This is a genomic window from Methylorubrum salsuginis (assembly GCF_900114375.1).
In the GTDB taxonomy this organism is placed as follows: Bacteria; Pseudomonadota; Alphaproteobacteria; order Rhizobiales; family Beijerinckiaceae; genus Methylobacterium; species Methylobacterium salsuginis.
In genome coordinates this window covers 481,457-494,140 of record NZ_FOSV01000002.1, presented here as the reverse complement: position 1 = coordinate 494,140, position 12,684 = coordinate 481,457, and the positions used below count along the sequence as shown (strand labels likewise).

General features: G+C 68.7%; 15 protein-coding genes. 4 read left to right on the top strand and 11 right to left on the bottom strand.

The genetic code is table 11. The features are described from left to right. Positions 1–73: 73 nt before the first annotated feature. The 4 genes from glnT to BM140_RS05000 all read right to left on the bottom strand — a co-directional run bounded on the left by glnT (position 74) and on the right by BM140_RS05000 (position 4,385). Positions 74–1,372: a type III glutamate--ammonia ligase gene (glnT, locus tag BM140_RS05015; protein WP_091942585.1), complete on the bottom strand. Its 1,299-nt coding sequence runs from the start codon at positions 1,370–1,372 to the stop codon at positions 74–76. Between the two features lie 96 nt (positions 1,373–1,468). Continuing rightward, on the bottom strand, positions 1,469–2,803 hold the full coding sequence (locus tag BM140_RS05010; protein WP_091942583.1) for an FMN-binding glutamate synthase family protein: 1,335 nt from the start codon (positions 2,801–2,803) through the stop codon (positions 1,469–1,471). Further along, entirely contained in the window at positions 2,803–3,492 is a 690-nt protein-coding gene (locus BM140_RS05005; protein ID WP_091942581.1) for a protein glxC, read from the bottom strand. The genes BM140_RS05010 and BM140_RS05005 overlap by 1 nt, the downstream gene beginning before the upstream one ends. Further along, positions 3,492–4,385 carry a class II glutamine amidotransferase gene (locus BM140_RS05000; RefSeq protein ID WP_091942579.1) on the bottom strand — a complete coding sequence of 298 codons (894 nt, stop codon included), beginning with the start codon at positions 4,383–4,385 and terminating at the stop codon, positions 3,492–3,494. The genes BM140_RS05005 and BM140_RS05000 overlap by 1 nt, the downstream gene beginning before the upstream one ends. A gap of 233 nt (positions 4,386–4,618) precedes the next feature. Here BM140_RS05000 and BM140_RS04995 point away from each other — a divergent pair, with 233 nt between their 5' ends. Further along, positions 4,619–5,224 (top strand): helix-turn-helix domain-containing protein, encoded by a 606-nt coding sequence (locus BM140_RS04995; protein WP_091942750.1) that lies wholly within the window; start codon positions 4,619–4,621, stop codon positions 5,222–5,224. Positions 5,225–5,355: 131 nt separating this feature from the next. Beyond that, a complete protein-coding gene (locus BM140_RS04990) occupies positions 5,356–5,688 on the top strand; it encodes a hypothetical protein (protein ID WP_091942576.1) in 333 nt (110 codons plus the stop codon). A gap of 10 nt (positions 5,689–5,698) precedes the next feature. On the opposite strand, the gene BM140_RS04985 is transcribed toward BM140_RS04990, so the two are convergent. The 7 genes from BM140_RS04985 to BM140_RS04955 all read right to left on the bottom strand — a co-directional run bounded on the left by BM140_RS04985 (position 5,699) and on the right by BM140_RS04955 (position 11,065). Then, positions 5,699–6,322 (bottom strand): hypothetical protein, encoded by a 624-nt coding sequence (locus tag BM140_RS04985; RefSeq protein ID WP_091942574.1) that lies wholly within the window; start codon positions 6,320–6,322, stop codon positions 5,699–5,701. 10 nt (positions 6,323–6,332) lie between these two features. Next, complete coding sequence (locus BM140_RS04980) at positions 6,333–7,226, bottom strand: ABC transporter permease (RefSeq protein ID WP_091942572.1); 894 nt, start codon at positions 7,224–7,226, stop codon at positions 6,333–6,335. Then, entirely contained in the window at positions 7,223–7,972 is a 750-nt protein-coding gene (locus tag BM140_RS04975) for an ABC transporter ATP-binding protein (protein ID WP_091942570.1), read from the bottom strand. Before BM140_RS04975 ends, BM140_RS04980 begins: the two co-directional genes overlap by 4 nt. Next, a complete protein-coding gene (locus BM140_RS04970; protein WP_425287040.1) occupies positions 7,969–8,217 on the bottom strand; it encodes a hypothetical protein in 249 nt (82 codons plus the stop codon). The genes BM140_RS04975 and BM140_RS04970 overlap by 4 nt, the downstream gene beginning before the upstream one ends. A 1-nt stretch (position 8,218) precedes the next feature. Continuing rightward, positions 8,219–8,653, bottom strand: coding sequence for a cupredoxin domain-containing protein (locus BM140_RS04965; protein WP_091942568.1), 435 nt, complete (start codon positions 8,651–8,653; stop codon positions 8,219–8,221). A gap of 31 nt (positions 8,654–8,684) precedes the next feature. Further along, on the bottom strand, positions 8,685–9,671 hold the full coding sequence (locus BM140_RS04960) for a YVTN family beta-propeller repeat protein (protein ID WP_091942566.1): 987 nt from the start codon (positions 9,669–9,671) through the stop codon (positions 8,685–8,687). Positions 9,672–9,835: 164 nt separating this feature from the next. Further along, on the bottom strand, positions 9,836–11,065 hold the full coding sequence (locus BM140_RS04955; RefSeq protein ID WP_091942564.1) for an ABC transporter substrate-binding protein: 1,230 nt from the start codon (positions 11,063–11,065) through the stop codon (positions 9,836–9,838). A gap of 194 nt (positions 11,066–11,259) precedes the next feature. Between BM140_RS04955 and BM140_RS04950 the strand changes: the two genes are divergently transcribed. Next, positions 11,260–11,799, top strand: a complete 540-nt coding sequence (locus BM140_RS04950) for a DUF3280 domain-containing protein (protein WP_091942562.1) — start codon at positions 11,260–11,262, stop codon at positions 11,797–11,799. 73 nt (positions 11,800–11,872) lie between these two features. Further along, positions 11,873–12,574 carry a (5-formylfuran-3-yl)methyl phosphate synthase gene (locus BM140_RS04945; RefSeq protein ID WP_091942560.1) on the top strand — a complete coding sequence of 234 codons (702 nt, stop codon included), beginning with the start codon at positions 11,873–11,875 and terminating at the stop codon, positions 12,572–12,574. Positions 12,575–12,684 lie beyond the last annotated feature (110 nt).

Sequence of the window (12,684 nt, the reverse complement as noted above, 5' to 3'; positions counted from 1 at the left end):
CGCGAGGGATGGCAGGCCGAGACTGAACGGAGACCGACCGCGCCCGAAGCCGACCGGCGCGCGGTGGCCGGACTCAGCAATCCAGCGTCGTATCCCGCTCCCACTGGGTGAGGTGGCGGCAATAGCTGTTCCACTCCTCGGTCTTGAGCTTGAGGTAGCTCGGCACGAAGGAGCCGAAGGCCTCGTTCAGCACATCGCAGCGCTCCAGCGCCCGCATGGCGTCGAGCATGTTGAGCGGCAGGCGCTTCACGCCCTCCACCGTGTGGCCGTCGGTGTACATGTTGATGTCGAGGCGCTTTCCCGGATCGCGACGGTTGCGGATGCCGTCCATGCCCGCGGCCAGGATCGCGGCCTGGAGCAGGTAGGGGTTGGCCGCGCCGTCCGCGAGACGGAATTCCAGGCGCCCGCCGTCCGGGATGCGGATCATGTGGGTGCGGTTGTTGCCCGTGTAGGTGACGGTGTTGGGCGCCCAGGTCGCGCCCGAGGTCGTGCGCGGCGCGTTGATGCGCTTGTAGGAGTTGACGCAGGGGTTGGTGATCGCGGCGAGCGCGTCGGCCGAATGGATCAGCCCGCCGATGAAGTGGTAGCCGTTCTGCGACATGCCGACCTCGTCGGACTTGTCGCTGAACACGTTATGGCCGTCGCGCCAGACCGAGACGTGGGCGTGGCAGCCGGAGCCCGTCAGGTCCATGAAGGGCTTGGGCATGAAGGTCGCGCGCAGGCCGTGCTTCTCGGCGATCGAGCGGGTCATGTACTTGAAGAAGGCGTGCCGGTCGGCGGTGACGAGGGCGTCGTCGTAGTCCCAGTTCATCTCGAACTGGCCGTTCGCGTCCTCGTGGTCGTTCTGGTACGGCTTCCAGCCGAGCGACAGCATCGCGTCGCAGATCTCGGTGATGACGTCGTAGCGGCGCATCAGGGCCGATTGATCGTAGCAGGGCTTGATCTGCTTGTCGGCCATGTCGGCGGGCTCGGAGCCACAGGGCGTGATCAGGAAGAACTCGCACTCGACGCCGGTCTTCATCTGGAGGCCGTCGCGGGCGGCGTCCTTGATCAGGCGCTTGAGGATGTTGCGCGGCCCCTGCTCGACGGGCTTGCCGTCCATCACGAGGTCGGCGGGCAGCCAGCCCACCTCGGGCTTCCAGGGCAGTTGGATCAGGCCGTCGGGATCGGGCACGGCCAGGAGGTCGGCATCGGCAGGGCTCATGTCGAGCCAGGTGGCGAAACCGGCAAAGCCCGCGCCGTTCTTGCAGGTGTTCTTGATGGCGGCGGCCGGGACCAGCTTGGCGCGCTGGGTGCCGAACAGGTCGGTGTAGGAAACGAGGAAGTACTTGATGCCGCGTTCCTTGGCGGCGTGTTCGAGATCGAGCGGCATGGTGCTGTTCTCCCGTCGGTGGGCCGAGCCACGCTCTAGGCCCCACATCCAAGAAAAAGGCCGCTCTTTCCTGGCGAGAGCGGCCTTGGTCGTCGTCTAGAGGCCGGTCTGACCGGGCACCCAGCTCGTGCCGGCGAGCGGCACCTGGGCCATGGCGGCGGCCTCGATGGTCAGCGCCACCAGATCCTCGGGTTCGAGGTTGTGCAGGTGGCTCTTGCCGCAGGCGCGGGCGATGGTCTGGGCCTCGAGCGTCATCACGGCGAGGTAGTTGGCCAGCCGCCGTCCCGCGAGTTCCGGATCGAGCCGCTTCATCAGCTCCGGATCCTGCGTGGTGATGCCCGCCGGATCCTTGCCCTCGTGCCAATCGTCGTAGGCACCGGCCGTGGTGCCGAGCGCCTGATACTCGTCCTCCCAGCGCGGATCGTTGTCGCCCAACGCGATCAGCGCACCGGTGCCGATGGCGACCGCATCCGCCCCGAGGGCCAGCACCTTGGCCACATCCGCGCCGGAGCGGATGCCGCCCGACACGATGAGCTGGACCTTCCGGTGCAGGCCGAGATCGCGCAGGGCCTGGACGGCGGGGCGGATCGCGGCGAGCGTGGGAAGGCCGACATGCTCGATGAACACGTCCTGCGTCGCGGCGGTGCCGCCCTGCATGCCGTCGAGGACGACCACGTCGGCGCCGGCTTTCGCCGCGAGCGCGGTGTCGTAATAGGGGCGGCTCGCACCGACCTTCACGTAGATCGGCTTCTCCCACTCGGTGACTTCGCGCAGCTCGCCGATCTTGATCTCGAGATCGTCCGGCCCGGTCCAGTCCGGGTGACGGCAGGCGGAGCGTTGATCGACGCCCGCGGGCAGGCAGCGCATACCGGCGACGCGCTCGGTGATTTTTTGGCCCAGCAGCATGCCGCCGCCGCCGGGCTTGGCGCCCTGGCCGATCACGACCTCGATGGCGTCGGCCCGGCGCAGGTCGTCCGGGTTCATGCCGTAGCGCGACGGCAGGTATTGGTAGACCAGCGTCTTGGAGTGGCCGCGCTCTTCCGGCGTCATGCCGCCGTCGCCCGTCGTGGTCGAGGTGCCGGCGATGGTGGCGCCGCGGCCGAGCGCCTCCTTGGCGTTGGCCGAGAGCGAGCCGAAGCTCATGCCGGCAATCGTAATCGGCGTCTTGAGATGGATCGGCTTCTTGGCGAAGCGCGAGCCGAGGATCACCTCGGTGCTGCACCGCTCGCGATACCCTTCGAGCGGGTAGCGGCTGATCGATGCGCCGAGGAAGAGCAGGTCGTCGAAGTGGGGGAGCTTGCGCTTCGCGCCGGCGCCGCGGATGTCGTAGATGCCGGTCGCCGCCGCGCGGCGGATCTCGGACATCACCTCGGGGGTGAAGGTCGCCGAATAGCGCGGCGCCGTGCGGGGGGCCTTAGCGTTCTCGGCCATCAGTAGGCTCCGGCGTTGTCGACGTGGAAGTGGTAGAGGGTGCGGGCCGAGCCGTAGCGGCGGAACTCGCCGGGATCGACTTCGCCCGCCAGCCCCGCGGCCTTCAGCTTGGCGTAGAGCTGCTCGCGGTGCTCGTCGCGCATCTCCTTCTCAATGCAGTCGGCGCCCAGGCTCTTCACCGAGCCGCGGACGTAGAGGCGGGCCTCGTAGAGCGAGTCACCCAAAGCCTCGCCCGCATCGCCCAGCACGGTGAGCGTGCCGGCTTGGGCCATGAAGGCCGACATGTGGCCGATCGACCCCTTCACGAGGATGTCGATGCCCTTCATCGAGATGCCGCAGCGGGCCCCCGCATTGCCGTCGACGACGAGCATGCCGCCATGCGAGGTGGCGCCGGCCGACTGGCTGACATCGCCCTTCACGTGGACGAAGCCGCTCATCATGTTCTCGGCGACCCCGGTGCCGGCACTGCCGTGGATCACCACGTTGGCCAGCTTGTTCATGCCGGCGCAGTAATAGCCGACATTCCCCTCGATCTCGACGGTGACCGGCGCATCGAGCCCGGCCGCGATGGCGTGCGCCCCGTCGGGGTTCTGCACCGTCCAGTGGGTCTCGTTGGTGTCGGGCCGGAGCGCGTGGAGCTGGCGGTTCAGATCACGCAGACCTGCGCTTCTCAGATCGTAGACGGGCATCAGTGGCGCTCCCAGGCATAGACCTTCGCGGGCTCGGGCTCGAAGACACGGGCCTTGTCGATGCCCGGCAGGCCGATCAGGGCCCGGTACTCGGAGCCGAAGGCGACGTAGTCGTCGGTCTCGGCCATCACGGCGGGCTTGCAGGCGATGGGATCGCGCACGACGGCGAAGCCCGATTCGGTGCCGACCACGAAGGTGAAGAAGCCGTCGAGGTCGGTCAGGCTCGATTCGAGCGCGTCCTTCAGGGAGGCGCCCTCGCGCATGCGCCAGCTGAGATAGCCGGCGGCGACCTCGGTGTCGTTCTTGGTGGCGAAGGTGATGCCCTCGTGCTGGAGGCGGCGGCGCATGTCGTTGTGGTTCGACAGCGAGCCGTTGTGAACGAGGCATTCGTCGAGGCCGGTCGAGAACGGGTGGGCGCCGTTCGTCGTCACGGCGCTCTCGGTCGCCATGCGGGTGTGGCCGATGCCGTGCGTGCCGGTCATCTTGGAGAGGTCGAAGCGCCGGGCGACGTTCTCAGGGAGCCCCGTCTCCTTGTAGATCTCCATCCGCTTGCCGGCGCTGACCACGTCGATGCCCGGCGCGTTGGCGGAGAGCCACGCGCGGGCCTTCTCCTCCTGATCGGAGGCCAGGGCGATGACGCTGTGGGTGTCGCGCGCCGTGGCCGAGACGGAGCCGCCGAGCGCGCCTTCGAGCCCGGACACGGCGGCCTCCAACGCCTTCGCATCGGGCCCGCGCAGGGTCAGCTTCACGCCCGCGCCGTCCGAGCCGTAGACCGCGAAGCCCGCGCTGTCGGGGCCGCGATCCGTCATGGTCTTGAGCATGTCGGCCAAGAGCGCGCCGAGCTGCGGCTCCAACTTCGGGTTCTTCAGGAAAAGTCCGACAATCCCGCACATCGCGTTCACCCTCGCGAGCCGCTTCGCCCGTTGCCGGATTGCTCGCATGGGCCGTGATCACTGTCAATTGAAGGGAACTAAAATTTCTTGATGAGAAACTCGCTCATCGGATCGCGCCTCGATCCGGTGGTGGAACCGGCCCGCTGCGACCGGTGCTTCACTGGCGGCCTGCCACGCCACGTTCCATAGTGCGGGCTTGCCGACCGGAGAGTGAGACGGTGACTGCGGGCCCCATACTGAACACCGCCTCGAACGCGCCGATTGCGGAAGAACGGCCGCTGGAGAAGGCGCTCGGCCATCAGGTGCGGGTGCTGCGGCGCGAGCGCGACCTGTCGGTGGCCGATCTGGGGGCCGCGGCGGGCATCTCGCCGGGCATGATCTCGAAGATCGAGAACGGGGCGATCTCGCCCTCGCTCGCCTCGATCAACGCCATCGCGCTGGCGCTCAACGTGCCGATCACGGCGCTGTTCGCCGCCTTCGAGGAGACGCGCGACTGCTCCCACGTGAAGAGCGGCCAGGGCGTGCTGATCGAGCGGCGCGGCACCAAGGTCGGCCACATCTACGAACTGCTCGGCGCGGGCATCCGCGGCGACGTGGTGGTCGAGCCCTACCTGATCACGCTGCAGGAAGAGGCCGAGGCCTATACCAGCTTCCGCCATGTCGGCACGGAGTTCATCTACATGCTGACCGGCGAGGTGGTGTATCACCATTCCGGCCTCGACTATCACCTCGGCCCCGGCGACGCGTTGATGTTCGATTCGAACGGTCTGCACGGTCCGGCGAAGCTGTTGAAGACGCCGACGACCTATCTGTCGATCATCGTCTATCCGCGGGGGTGAACGAGGCTCCGCCCGTTACAGCCGGCGCAGGCTTCCTCGGCTTCGCGGTCACCGGCCCGGCGGGGGCGCGGTAACGAACCGTTCACCATAAACTGCGACGGCTTCTTGGGTTCTTGCGCGGGGGAGCGGCGATGACGGGCGGGCGGTCGTGGGCGGTGGCCCTTCTCGTCCTGGCCGGCACGCCGGCGCAGGCCGCCGACCTGCTCGATCTCGGTCCGGTGCCCGGCCCGCCGGCGCCGCGGTTCTTCCCCCGCGCCGAGGGCGATTCCATCGGGGAGCGTCTGCCCCCGCCGCGGCGGCTCGCGGGTTGCGCGCCGCGAATGGCGCCGGTGCCGACCGATGCGCCCGACGATCCGAGCTATGTCGGCTCGGCCTATGGCCTGGGCAAGCCGAGCTATTACGGCTTCCGCCCCGGCCTCGGCTACGACGACCCGTTCGGCCGTCCGCTGCGCTATTGCCCGTGAGGCGCGGGCGTCAGAGCTTCGCCTGGATGCGCTTGGCGATCTCGCCCAGGCGCTGCTCCAGGAGCGTCGGCACCTCGCAGACGTAGGAAACCGACTGGTTGCGCTCGTCGAAGATGCGGCGGTCCCAGGCGAACTTGGTCTCCAGTTCCGCGACTTCCTTCGAGGCGACCTTGGTGGTGTCGTTGTCCGGCGCGTCCTTGAGCTCGCTGACCTTGTCGGCCTCGTCGCGGATGCGCTCGGCCAGCCGCCGCTGTCCCTGGGCGTAACGGACGATGCCGTTCATCACCGTCGAGCGCTCGCCGGTGATGATCTCGTAGACGCCGGCGAAGACGTGTGTGAGGCGCTTCTCCTTCTCGGCCGGATCGATCTTTTCAACGAACTCGTCGATCAGGGTGTCGGCCTCGCGCAGTTCCGTGCGGCGGGAGGCGAGCTTGCGGGCGAGTTGCGCCGCCTCGCGGTCGTTGCCCCAGTCGCTGGCGGCCGCGGTCGGGTCCGGCCCGGTCCAGACCGCACCGTAGCCGATGGTCGGCACCCGGCGCTGGGCGCAGGGCCAGTCGGGGTCCTGCTTCGGCTGGGCGAGCGCCGGCCCGGCGGCGAGCGCCAGCAGGAGGGTCAGCGGAAGGGTCGAGCGCATAAAAATCCTCTCACGGAGTTTCGCCGGCCGGTCCGCCGCGACGGGCCATGATTCCCCGGCCCGGGTCGTAGGCGATCACGGCGAGCGTGAAGAACAGGAGGCCGGTCCCGATCACGACCGCAAAGCTCAGCGGCTCGAACTTCCCGTAGAGAGCGAAGCGCACCAGCTCGACGGCGTGGGTGAACGGGTTGGCCTGGCAGATCCAGTAGAGCGAATCGCTCGATTCCCGGATGCGCCAGAGCGGATATAGGGCGGAAGAGGCAAAGAACATCGGGAAGATCACGAAGTTCATCACGCTGGCGAAGTTTTCCAGTTGCCGCACCAGCGAGGACAGGAACAGGCCGATGGCGCCGAGCATCATCCCGGCGGCCAGGAAGGCCGGCAGGGCGGTGAAGTAGCCGACCGTCGGGATGTCGGTTTCCCAGAAATACGCGATGGCGAGGAAGGCGTAGGCCTGGACGATGGAGACGCAGACGCCCGCGATCAGCTTGGCCAAGAGCAGCAGCCAGCGCGGATAGGGCGAGGTGAGCAGCACCTTCATCGAGCCGACCTCGCGGTCGTAGACCATCGACAGCGACGATTGCATGCCGTTGAACAGCTGGATCATCACCGCGAGCCCCGGCACGACGTAGACCTCGTAGAGCACGTAGGTCTCGTAAGGGGGCGTGATCGAAACGCCGAGCGTGTTGCGGAAACCCGCGGCGAAGATGAACAGCCAGACCAGCGGGCGCACCAGCGCGGAGAAGAACCGCTCCTTCTGATTGAAGAAGCGCAGCAGCTCGCGGCGGACGATTCCGCCGAGCGCGATCAGGTAGCCGACGGCGTCGAGCCGGCCGGCATGGGGCACCGGCTTGGCGCCTGCGTCCGCGGGCGCCGCCACGGCGGGGTTCGAAGGGGCGCTCATGCGGCAACCTTTCCGGTCGGCTTGCCCGGCTCGGAGACGAGGCGGCGGAAGGCGGCCTCCAGGGTCTCGCCCGGCGCGCCGATCTCGCCAGCCTTGCCCCGGGCGACGATGCGGCCCTTGTGCAGCACCACCGCGTCGTCTTCAGGCGAGATTTCCTCGAAAATGTGGGTCGCCCACAGCACCGACAGGCCCTCCTCGCGCACCAGGGCGCGGACGATGGCGACGATGTCGGCGCGGGATTCGAGATCGAGGCCCACCGTCGGCTCGTCGAGCAGCAGCAGGCGCGGCTCGTGGATCAGCGAGCGGGCGATCTCGATGCGCCGGGACTGGCCGCCCGACAGCGTCCGGATCTTGTCGTCGCGCCGCTCCGACAGGCCGACGCGGGCGAGCAACTGCTCGATGCGGGCGCGGGCCGCCTTGCGGGCGATGCCGTGCAGGCTCGCGTGGTAGTGCAGGTTCTGCGCGACGGTGAGGTCGGTGTCGAGGGTTCGCGCCTGGAACACCACGCCCAGCCGAGCGAGAGCGCGGGACGGCTCCCGGTCGAGGGGATGGCCGAGGATCGACACCCGGCCCTCCTGGTTGTTGTAGAGCCGCGTGATCACCGAGAACAGCGTGGTCTTGCCCGCGCCGTTGGGCCCGAGCAGCGCCATGAAGCGCCCGCGCTCCACCGTGATCGACACGTCCGAGAGCGCGGCACGCTGGCCGAAGCGGTGGCCGACGTTCGCGACCTCCAGGGCTGCGCTCATCGCGGCAGCGCCCGCTTGGCGTCGTCGAGGGCCTCCACGCACTCGTCGAACTCGCCCTCGCCCTGCTCGCGCTCGGCCACCCGCAGGGCCTTTTTCAGTTTTTGCGGGACGGCGTCGGGGGCAAGCGCCGCGACCTTGGCCTTGATGTCGGCGATGCCGGCCGCGCAGTCGGCCTTGTCGTCGGCGAGCGCGGGGGTGGCGAGCAGGACGAGCGCAATGCTGGTGATTTTGGCGAGGTTCATCATCTCACTTCACCGAAATCTTGCCGGCCATGCCCTTCTCCTCCAGCCCCTGCGCATACCACCGGTACTCGCCGGGCTTGATCGCCACGAACTCGATGGCGATCTCGCCGGGATCGTCGAATTCGAGGTGATCGGGCGGGCCGCCGCCGTGGATCTCCTTGTGCTCGATCACGATCTGATTGAGCCAGATGTAGCGGAAGAACTCGGGCGCGTAGAACTTGTATTCCTGCCGGCCCTTGGCGACGATCCGCAGGCGGTAGGCCTTGCCGGCCTCCAGCTCGATGTCCCGGTTCTCCACCACGAAGTCGTTGCCCTCCTCGTTGCCGAGAACGAGGTCGGGCAGGTTCTGGCGCTTCTTCGTCAGGTCGAGGGCGCTGGCGGGCGCGGCCGCCAGCATCAGGGCCGCGGCGGCGAGGCCGAGGCGCGTGGTCCATGCCATGTGGTTTCCTCCCAGAACGTTCTTTGCCGGCTTATTTCTTCGAGATCGCCACGCCCCAGGGCAGCAGGCCGACGGGGATGCTTTTCACCACCTTCAGCGCCTCGACATCGATCACCGAGACGTCGTTCGACGTGCCGTTGGTGGTGAAGAGCTGCTTCTCGTCGGGCGTGAAGGCGAGCTGCCAGACGCGCTGGCCGACCGGCAGGTACTTCTGCACCTCGTAGGTCTTGGCATCGATCACCGCCACGCGGTTGGCCGGGCCCAGCGCGACGAAGGCCTTGGCGCCGTCGCTGGTCAGCCGCACGCCGACCGGCTGGATCTGCTCGTCGGTGACGCCGGGGATCTTGAAGCTGATCTTCTTGATGACCTTGCGGGTGCCGGTGTCGATGATCGACACCGTGCCGCCGACCTCGGCCGAGACCCAGAGGATCTTGCCGTCGTTCGAGAACTCGGCGAAGCGGGGGCGCGCATCGACCAGCACGTTGTCGATCACCTCGAAGGTCTTGGTGTCGATGAAGTGGGCCATGTTGGTGGTCTCGGACGTGTTCACCAGGATCTTGCCGTCCGGCGACAGGCCCATGCCCTCCGGTTCGACGCCGACCGGGATCTCGGCGAGCACCTTGTTCTTCTCGATGTCGAGGATGGTGACCTGGCTGTCGTCCTCGTTGGCGACGTAGAGCGGGTTGCCGCTGCGATCGAGGATGAACTGCTCCGGATCGGGGCCGGAGCGCAGCGAGCGCACCACCTTGCCGGTGGCGGTGTCGAGCACGTCGATGCGGTCGTCGTCGCTGGCGCAGACGAACAGCTCCTTGTCGTCCTTCGACAGCGTCACGCCGCGGGGCCGGCGCCCGACCTTCCACGTCGCGGTCACCGCCATGGTCGTGGTGTCGATCACCGAGACGGTGTTGGCCTTCTCGTTGGTGACGTAGGCGGTGAAGGCCTGCGCGCCCTGCGCGCCCGCAAGCCAGACGCCTGCGAGCGCCGCCACACCCAGTCCCGCCCTGACGCGAGCGACCATCGGCTTCCTCCCTGTCGTTCCGGCGCTTGGACGCGCCTTGGTTCGAGTCGTTTCCTCAGGCCGAGATGGCGAAGTAGGGCGCCCGGCACAAAGGAAAAATTGGCGCGCCCACCCGCTTGGGCCGGGCGGTGGATTGCCACACCGTGGCGCGGATCAAGCCCGGCTCACTTCAGCTTGCACGTCGTCTCCGGCTCGTCGGTGCCCAGCGTGTCGAGAGGGGTGCGCTGGTGGATGAAGCCTTGTTCGGGAGCCACCGAGACCATGGCTTTCGGCTGCACCACGATCACCGGCTGGCGCAGCTGGTGGTCCCAGGGGCGGTAGGTGAGCGAGACGCCCTTGTAGGCCGGCAGCGAGAAGTCCGGCGTCGTCAGATAAGGGCGCAGCACGCCCACATCCGTGGTCTTCTTCTGCGTCGCCGCCTCGCCGACGGTGCGGATCGCCGCCCAGGCCTGATAATCGAGGGGCCGCATCAGCCGGCCGGTCTGGCGGCGGAAGCGGTTCTGCGCCTGGGCCGCGCCCCAGGTCTCCAGAGTCGGGTGCCAAGTGGTGGCGATCAGCCCCTGCGTGCCCCCCACAGGGCGCGGATCGACGGTGCGGAACGGGACGTAGTCGCCCCAGTCGCCCTCCTCGTCGGCGACGATCGCCATGTCGTAGTCGAGGCCGCGGGTGAACACCATCGCCTCGGCCCGGGTCGGCGTGTCGCCCCGTGCCTTGGCCAGCGGGCCGAAGGTCCAGGGCTTTTCCGCGGTGATCTTGAGGCCGAATTTCCTGGCCGAATTCTTCAACGCGTCGGCATAGGCCTTGTCGCGCTCGGTCGGGCCGACGATCAGGAAGATCTTCCGCCAGCGCATCAGTGTCATGTACTGCGCCAGCGCGTCGGTCTGCATGGCCCGGCTGGGGATCGTGTGGAAGACGTTGGCCCGGCAATCGGCTCCACGCAGGCGGTCGTCGGGGGCGCCCGCATTGAGGATCACGATGTCCTGATCCTTGAGGGCGTCGGCCACCGCCAGCACCTCCTCCGCCGGCAGGGTCAGGGCGAAGTACTTCACGCCCTTGGCCGCCAGATCCTTGGCCGCCGCGACCGCGTCCTGGCCCGCCTCCAGCGCCACCTCGTCGAGGGCGTAGGTCTGTTTGGTGAAGCGGCCGGTGGTGTTGTTGTCCTTCACCGCCATCCGGGCACCGGCGACGCCCAGATCCTCGGGTTCGGCCTCGGCGTCGTACGAAGACGGGGCCGGGACCGGCCGATAGATCATCGCGATATGCGTATCGCCGCCGGCCTGCGGGGCCGGGGCCGGCGGCGACGCACCGGCTGGCGCCTCCGGCTCCTGCGCCTGGGCGGTCGGGATTCCCGCGAGAAACGCGAGGGCGAGGAGGAGAGACGGGGAAACGCGCATGCGGGCACAACGCTAGCAACATTGCCCCGGCCGCCTCAACGGCGAAAACATAAGATTTTTCTAAGACATGGGCGGCGTACAAATGCGTGAGCCCGGCGGGACGAAGCACGCCGCCCGTTGCCAAATCCTCCGGTCGCCCGAGATATTTTGCCGTGCGGCCCCTCGCGCCGCGCCGAGACGTCGAGGCTTTCCCCATGAGACTGCGCGCCCGTTCGGCCGTCCGCTGTCACGCCCTGGCGGCTCTGGTGCTGTTGCCGGCGCTCACCGGCACCGCTCTCGCCGAGGAGGCTCGCAAGGCCGCGATCTTCCCCGCCGAGATGAACGACCCGACGCTCGCCTACGGCCGCAAGAACCCGCCGGCCGACCAGAAGCGGCTGGGCCTCGTCACCGACGTGCTGAAGGCGCAGCTCTCCGAGAAAGCCGGGATCGAGAGCGTCGATCTGGCGCCCCAGGCGGAGGAGCTTCGCAAGGAAAGCCCGCTCTACAAGTGCAACGGCTGCACCGGCCCGATCGCCAAGGCGCTCGGCGCCGAACTCGCCGTGACCTCGTTCGCCGACAAGGGCGCCAATCAGCTGTTCAACCTCGTGATCACCATCTCCGAGGCCGAGAGCGGCAAGGTGGTGCGCCAGGGGCAGGTGACGATCCGGGCCAACACCGACGACGACTGGTCGCACGCCGTGCGCTGGATCGTGAAGAACCGCCTGCTGGCCGAGCCGCTGCCGGGGCGGTCGTAACGCTTTTCGGCGAACCCCGTATGCTCCCGAGAGGACTTGCGCAGGCGCCCCGTCCGAGCGTTTAAGCGTTCCCGTGTCTCAGGATCGCCCCCCCGTCCGCCTCCTCGTCAGCGTCCGCGACGCCGCGGAGGCGCGCCTCGCCTTGCGCACGGGCGCCGACCTGATCGACGCCAAGGATCCCGAGCGCGGCGCGCTCGGCGCCCTGCCGGCCACGACGGTGCGGGCGATCGTCGCGACGATCGACGGGCGGGCGATCACCAGTGCGGTCGCGGGCGACGGCAGCGGGACCGACCTCGCGGGGGGGGTCGCCGCGATGGCGGAGGCCGGGCCGCGCTGGATCAAGATCGCGGTCGGCACCGCCTCCGACGCCGCCCTCGCGGAGGCCGCCGCCGCGGCGCCGGGCCGGCTGATCGGCGTCGTCTTCGCCGAGGATTTTTTCGAGGTGGACGATCTCCCGGCGCGCCTCGCGGCGGCGGGGTTTTCCGGGGCGATGATCGACACGCGGGGCAAGCGCGGCACCGGCCTGCGCGATGTCTTGTCGGTTGAGACCCTCGCCGCTTTCGTCGCCGCCTGCCGCGCCACCGGCCTGATCAGCGGCCTCGCCGGCTCCCTGCGGCTCGCCGACATCCCGGCGCTCGCCGCGCTCAGGCCGGACTATCTCGGTTTCCGCGGTGGCCTGTGCCGCGGCGGCGACCGGCGCCAGGGGCTGGACGAGGCCCGCATCCTTGAGGCCGTCGCCGCGCTGCGGATGCCGCGCCGCGCCGACGCCGCGTGATGAAGCACGACGCCCATAACCCTCCCCCCTCCGCGGGGGAGGGTGGCCCGCGAAGCGGATCGGGAGAGGGGAGCGACAGTGCCGCTCGGCCGCCATCGCAGGTGAATTCA

What these genes read in the sequence shown, in the direction of transcription:
- glnT (WP_091942585.1), bottom strand. Translation starts at nt 1,372, where the DNA reads ATGCCGCTCGATCTCGAACACGCCGCCAAGGAACGCGGCATCAAGTAC.
- BM140_RS05010 (WP_091942583.1), bottom strand. Translation starts at nt 2,803, where the DNA reads ATGGCCGAGAACGCTAAGGCCCCCCGCACGGCGCCGCGCTATTCGGCG.
- BM140_RS05005 (WP_091942581.1), bottom strand. Translation starts at nt 3,492, where the DNA reads ATGCCCGTCTACGATCTGAGAAGCGCAGGTCTGCGTGATCTGAACCGC.
- BM140_RS05000 (WP_091942579.1), bottom strand. Translation starts at nt 4,385, where the DNA reads ATGTGCGGGATTGTCGGACTTTTCCTGAAGAACCCGAAGTTGGAGCCG.
- BM140_RS04990 (WP_091942576.1), top strand. Translation starts at nt 5,356, where the DNA reads ATGACGGGCGGGCGGTCGTGGGCGGTGGCCCTTCTCGTCCTGGCCGGC.
- BM140_RS04985 (WP_091942574.1), bottom strand. Translation starts at nt 6,322, where the DNA reads ATGCGCTCGACCCTTCCGCTGACCCTCCTGCTGGCGCTCGCCGCCGGG.
- BM140_RS04980 (WP_091942572.1), bottom strand. Translation starts at nt 7,226, where the DNA reads ATGAGCGCCCCTTCGAACCCCGCCGTGGCGGCGCCCGCGGACGCAGGC.
- BM140_RS04975 (WP_091942570.1), bottom strand. Translation starts at nt 7,972, where the DNA reads ATGAGCGCAGCCCTGGAGGTCGCGAACGTCGGCCACCGCTTCGGCCAG.
- BM140_RS04970 (WP_425287040.1), bottom strand. Translation starts at nt 8,217, where the DNA reads ATGATGAACCTCGCCAAAATCACCAGCATTGCGCTCGTCCTGCTCGCC.
- BM140_RS04965 (WP_091942568.1), bottom strand. Translation starts at nt 8,653, where the DNA reads ATGGCATGGACCACGCGCCTCGGCCTCGCCGCCGCGGCCCTGATGCTG.
- BM140_RS04960 (WP_091942566.1), bottom strand. Translation starts at nt 9,671, where the DNA reads ATGGTCGCTCGCGTCAGGGCGGGACTGGGTGTGGCGGCGCTCGCAGGC.
- BM140_RS04955 (WP_091942564.1), bottom strand. Translation starts at nt 11,065, where the DNA reads ATGCGCGTTTCCCCGTCTCTCCTCCTCGCCCTCGCGTTTCTCGCGGGA.
- BM140_RS04950 (WP_091942562.1), top strand. Translation starts at nt 11,260, where the DNA reads ATGAGACTGCGCGCCCGTTCGGCCGTCCGCTGTCACGCCCTGGCGGCT.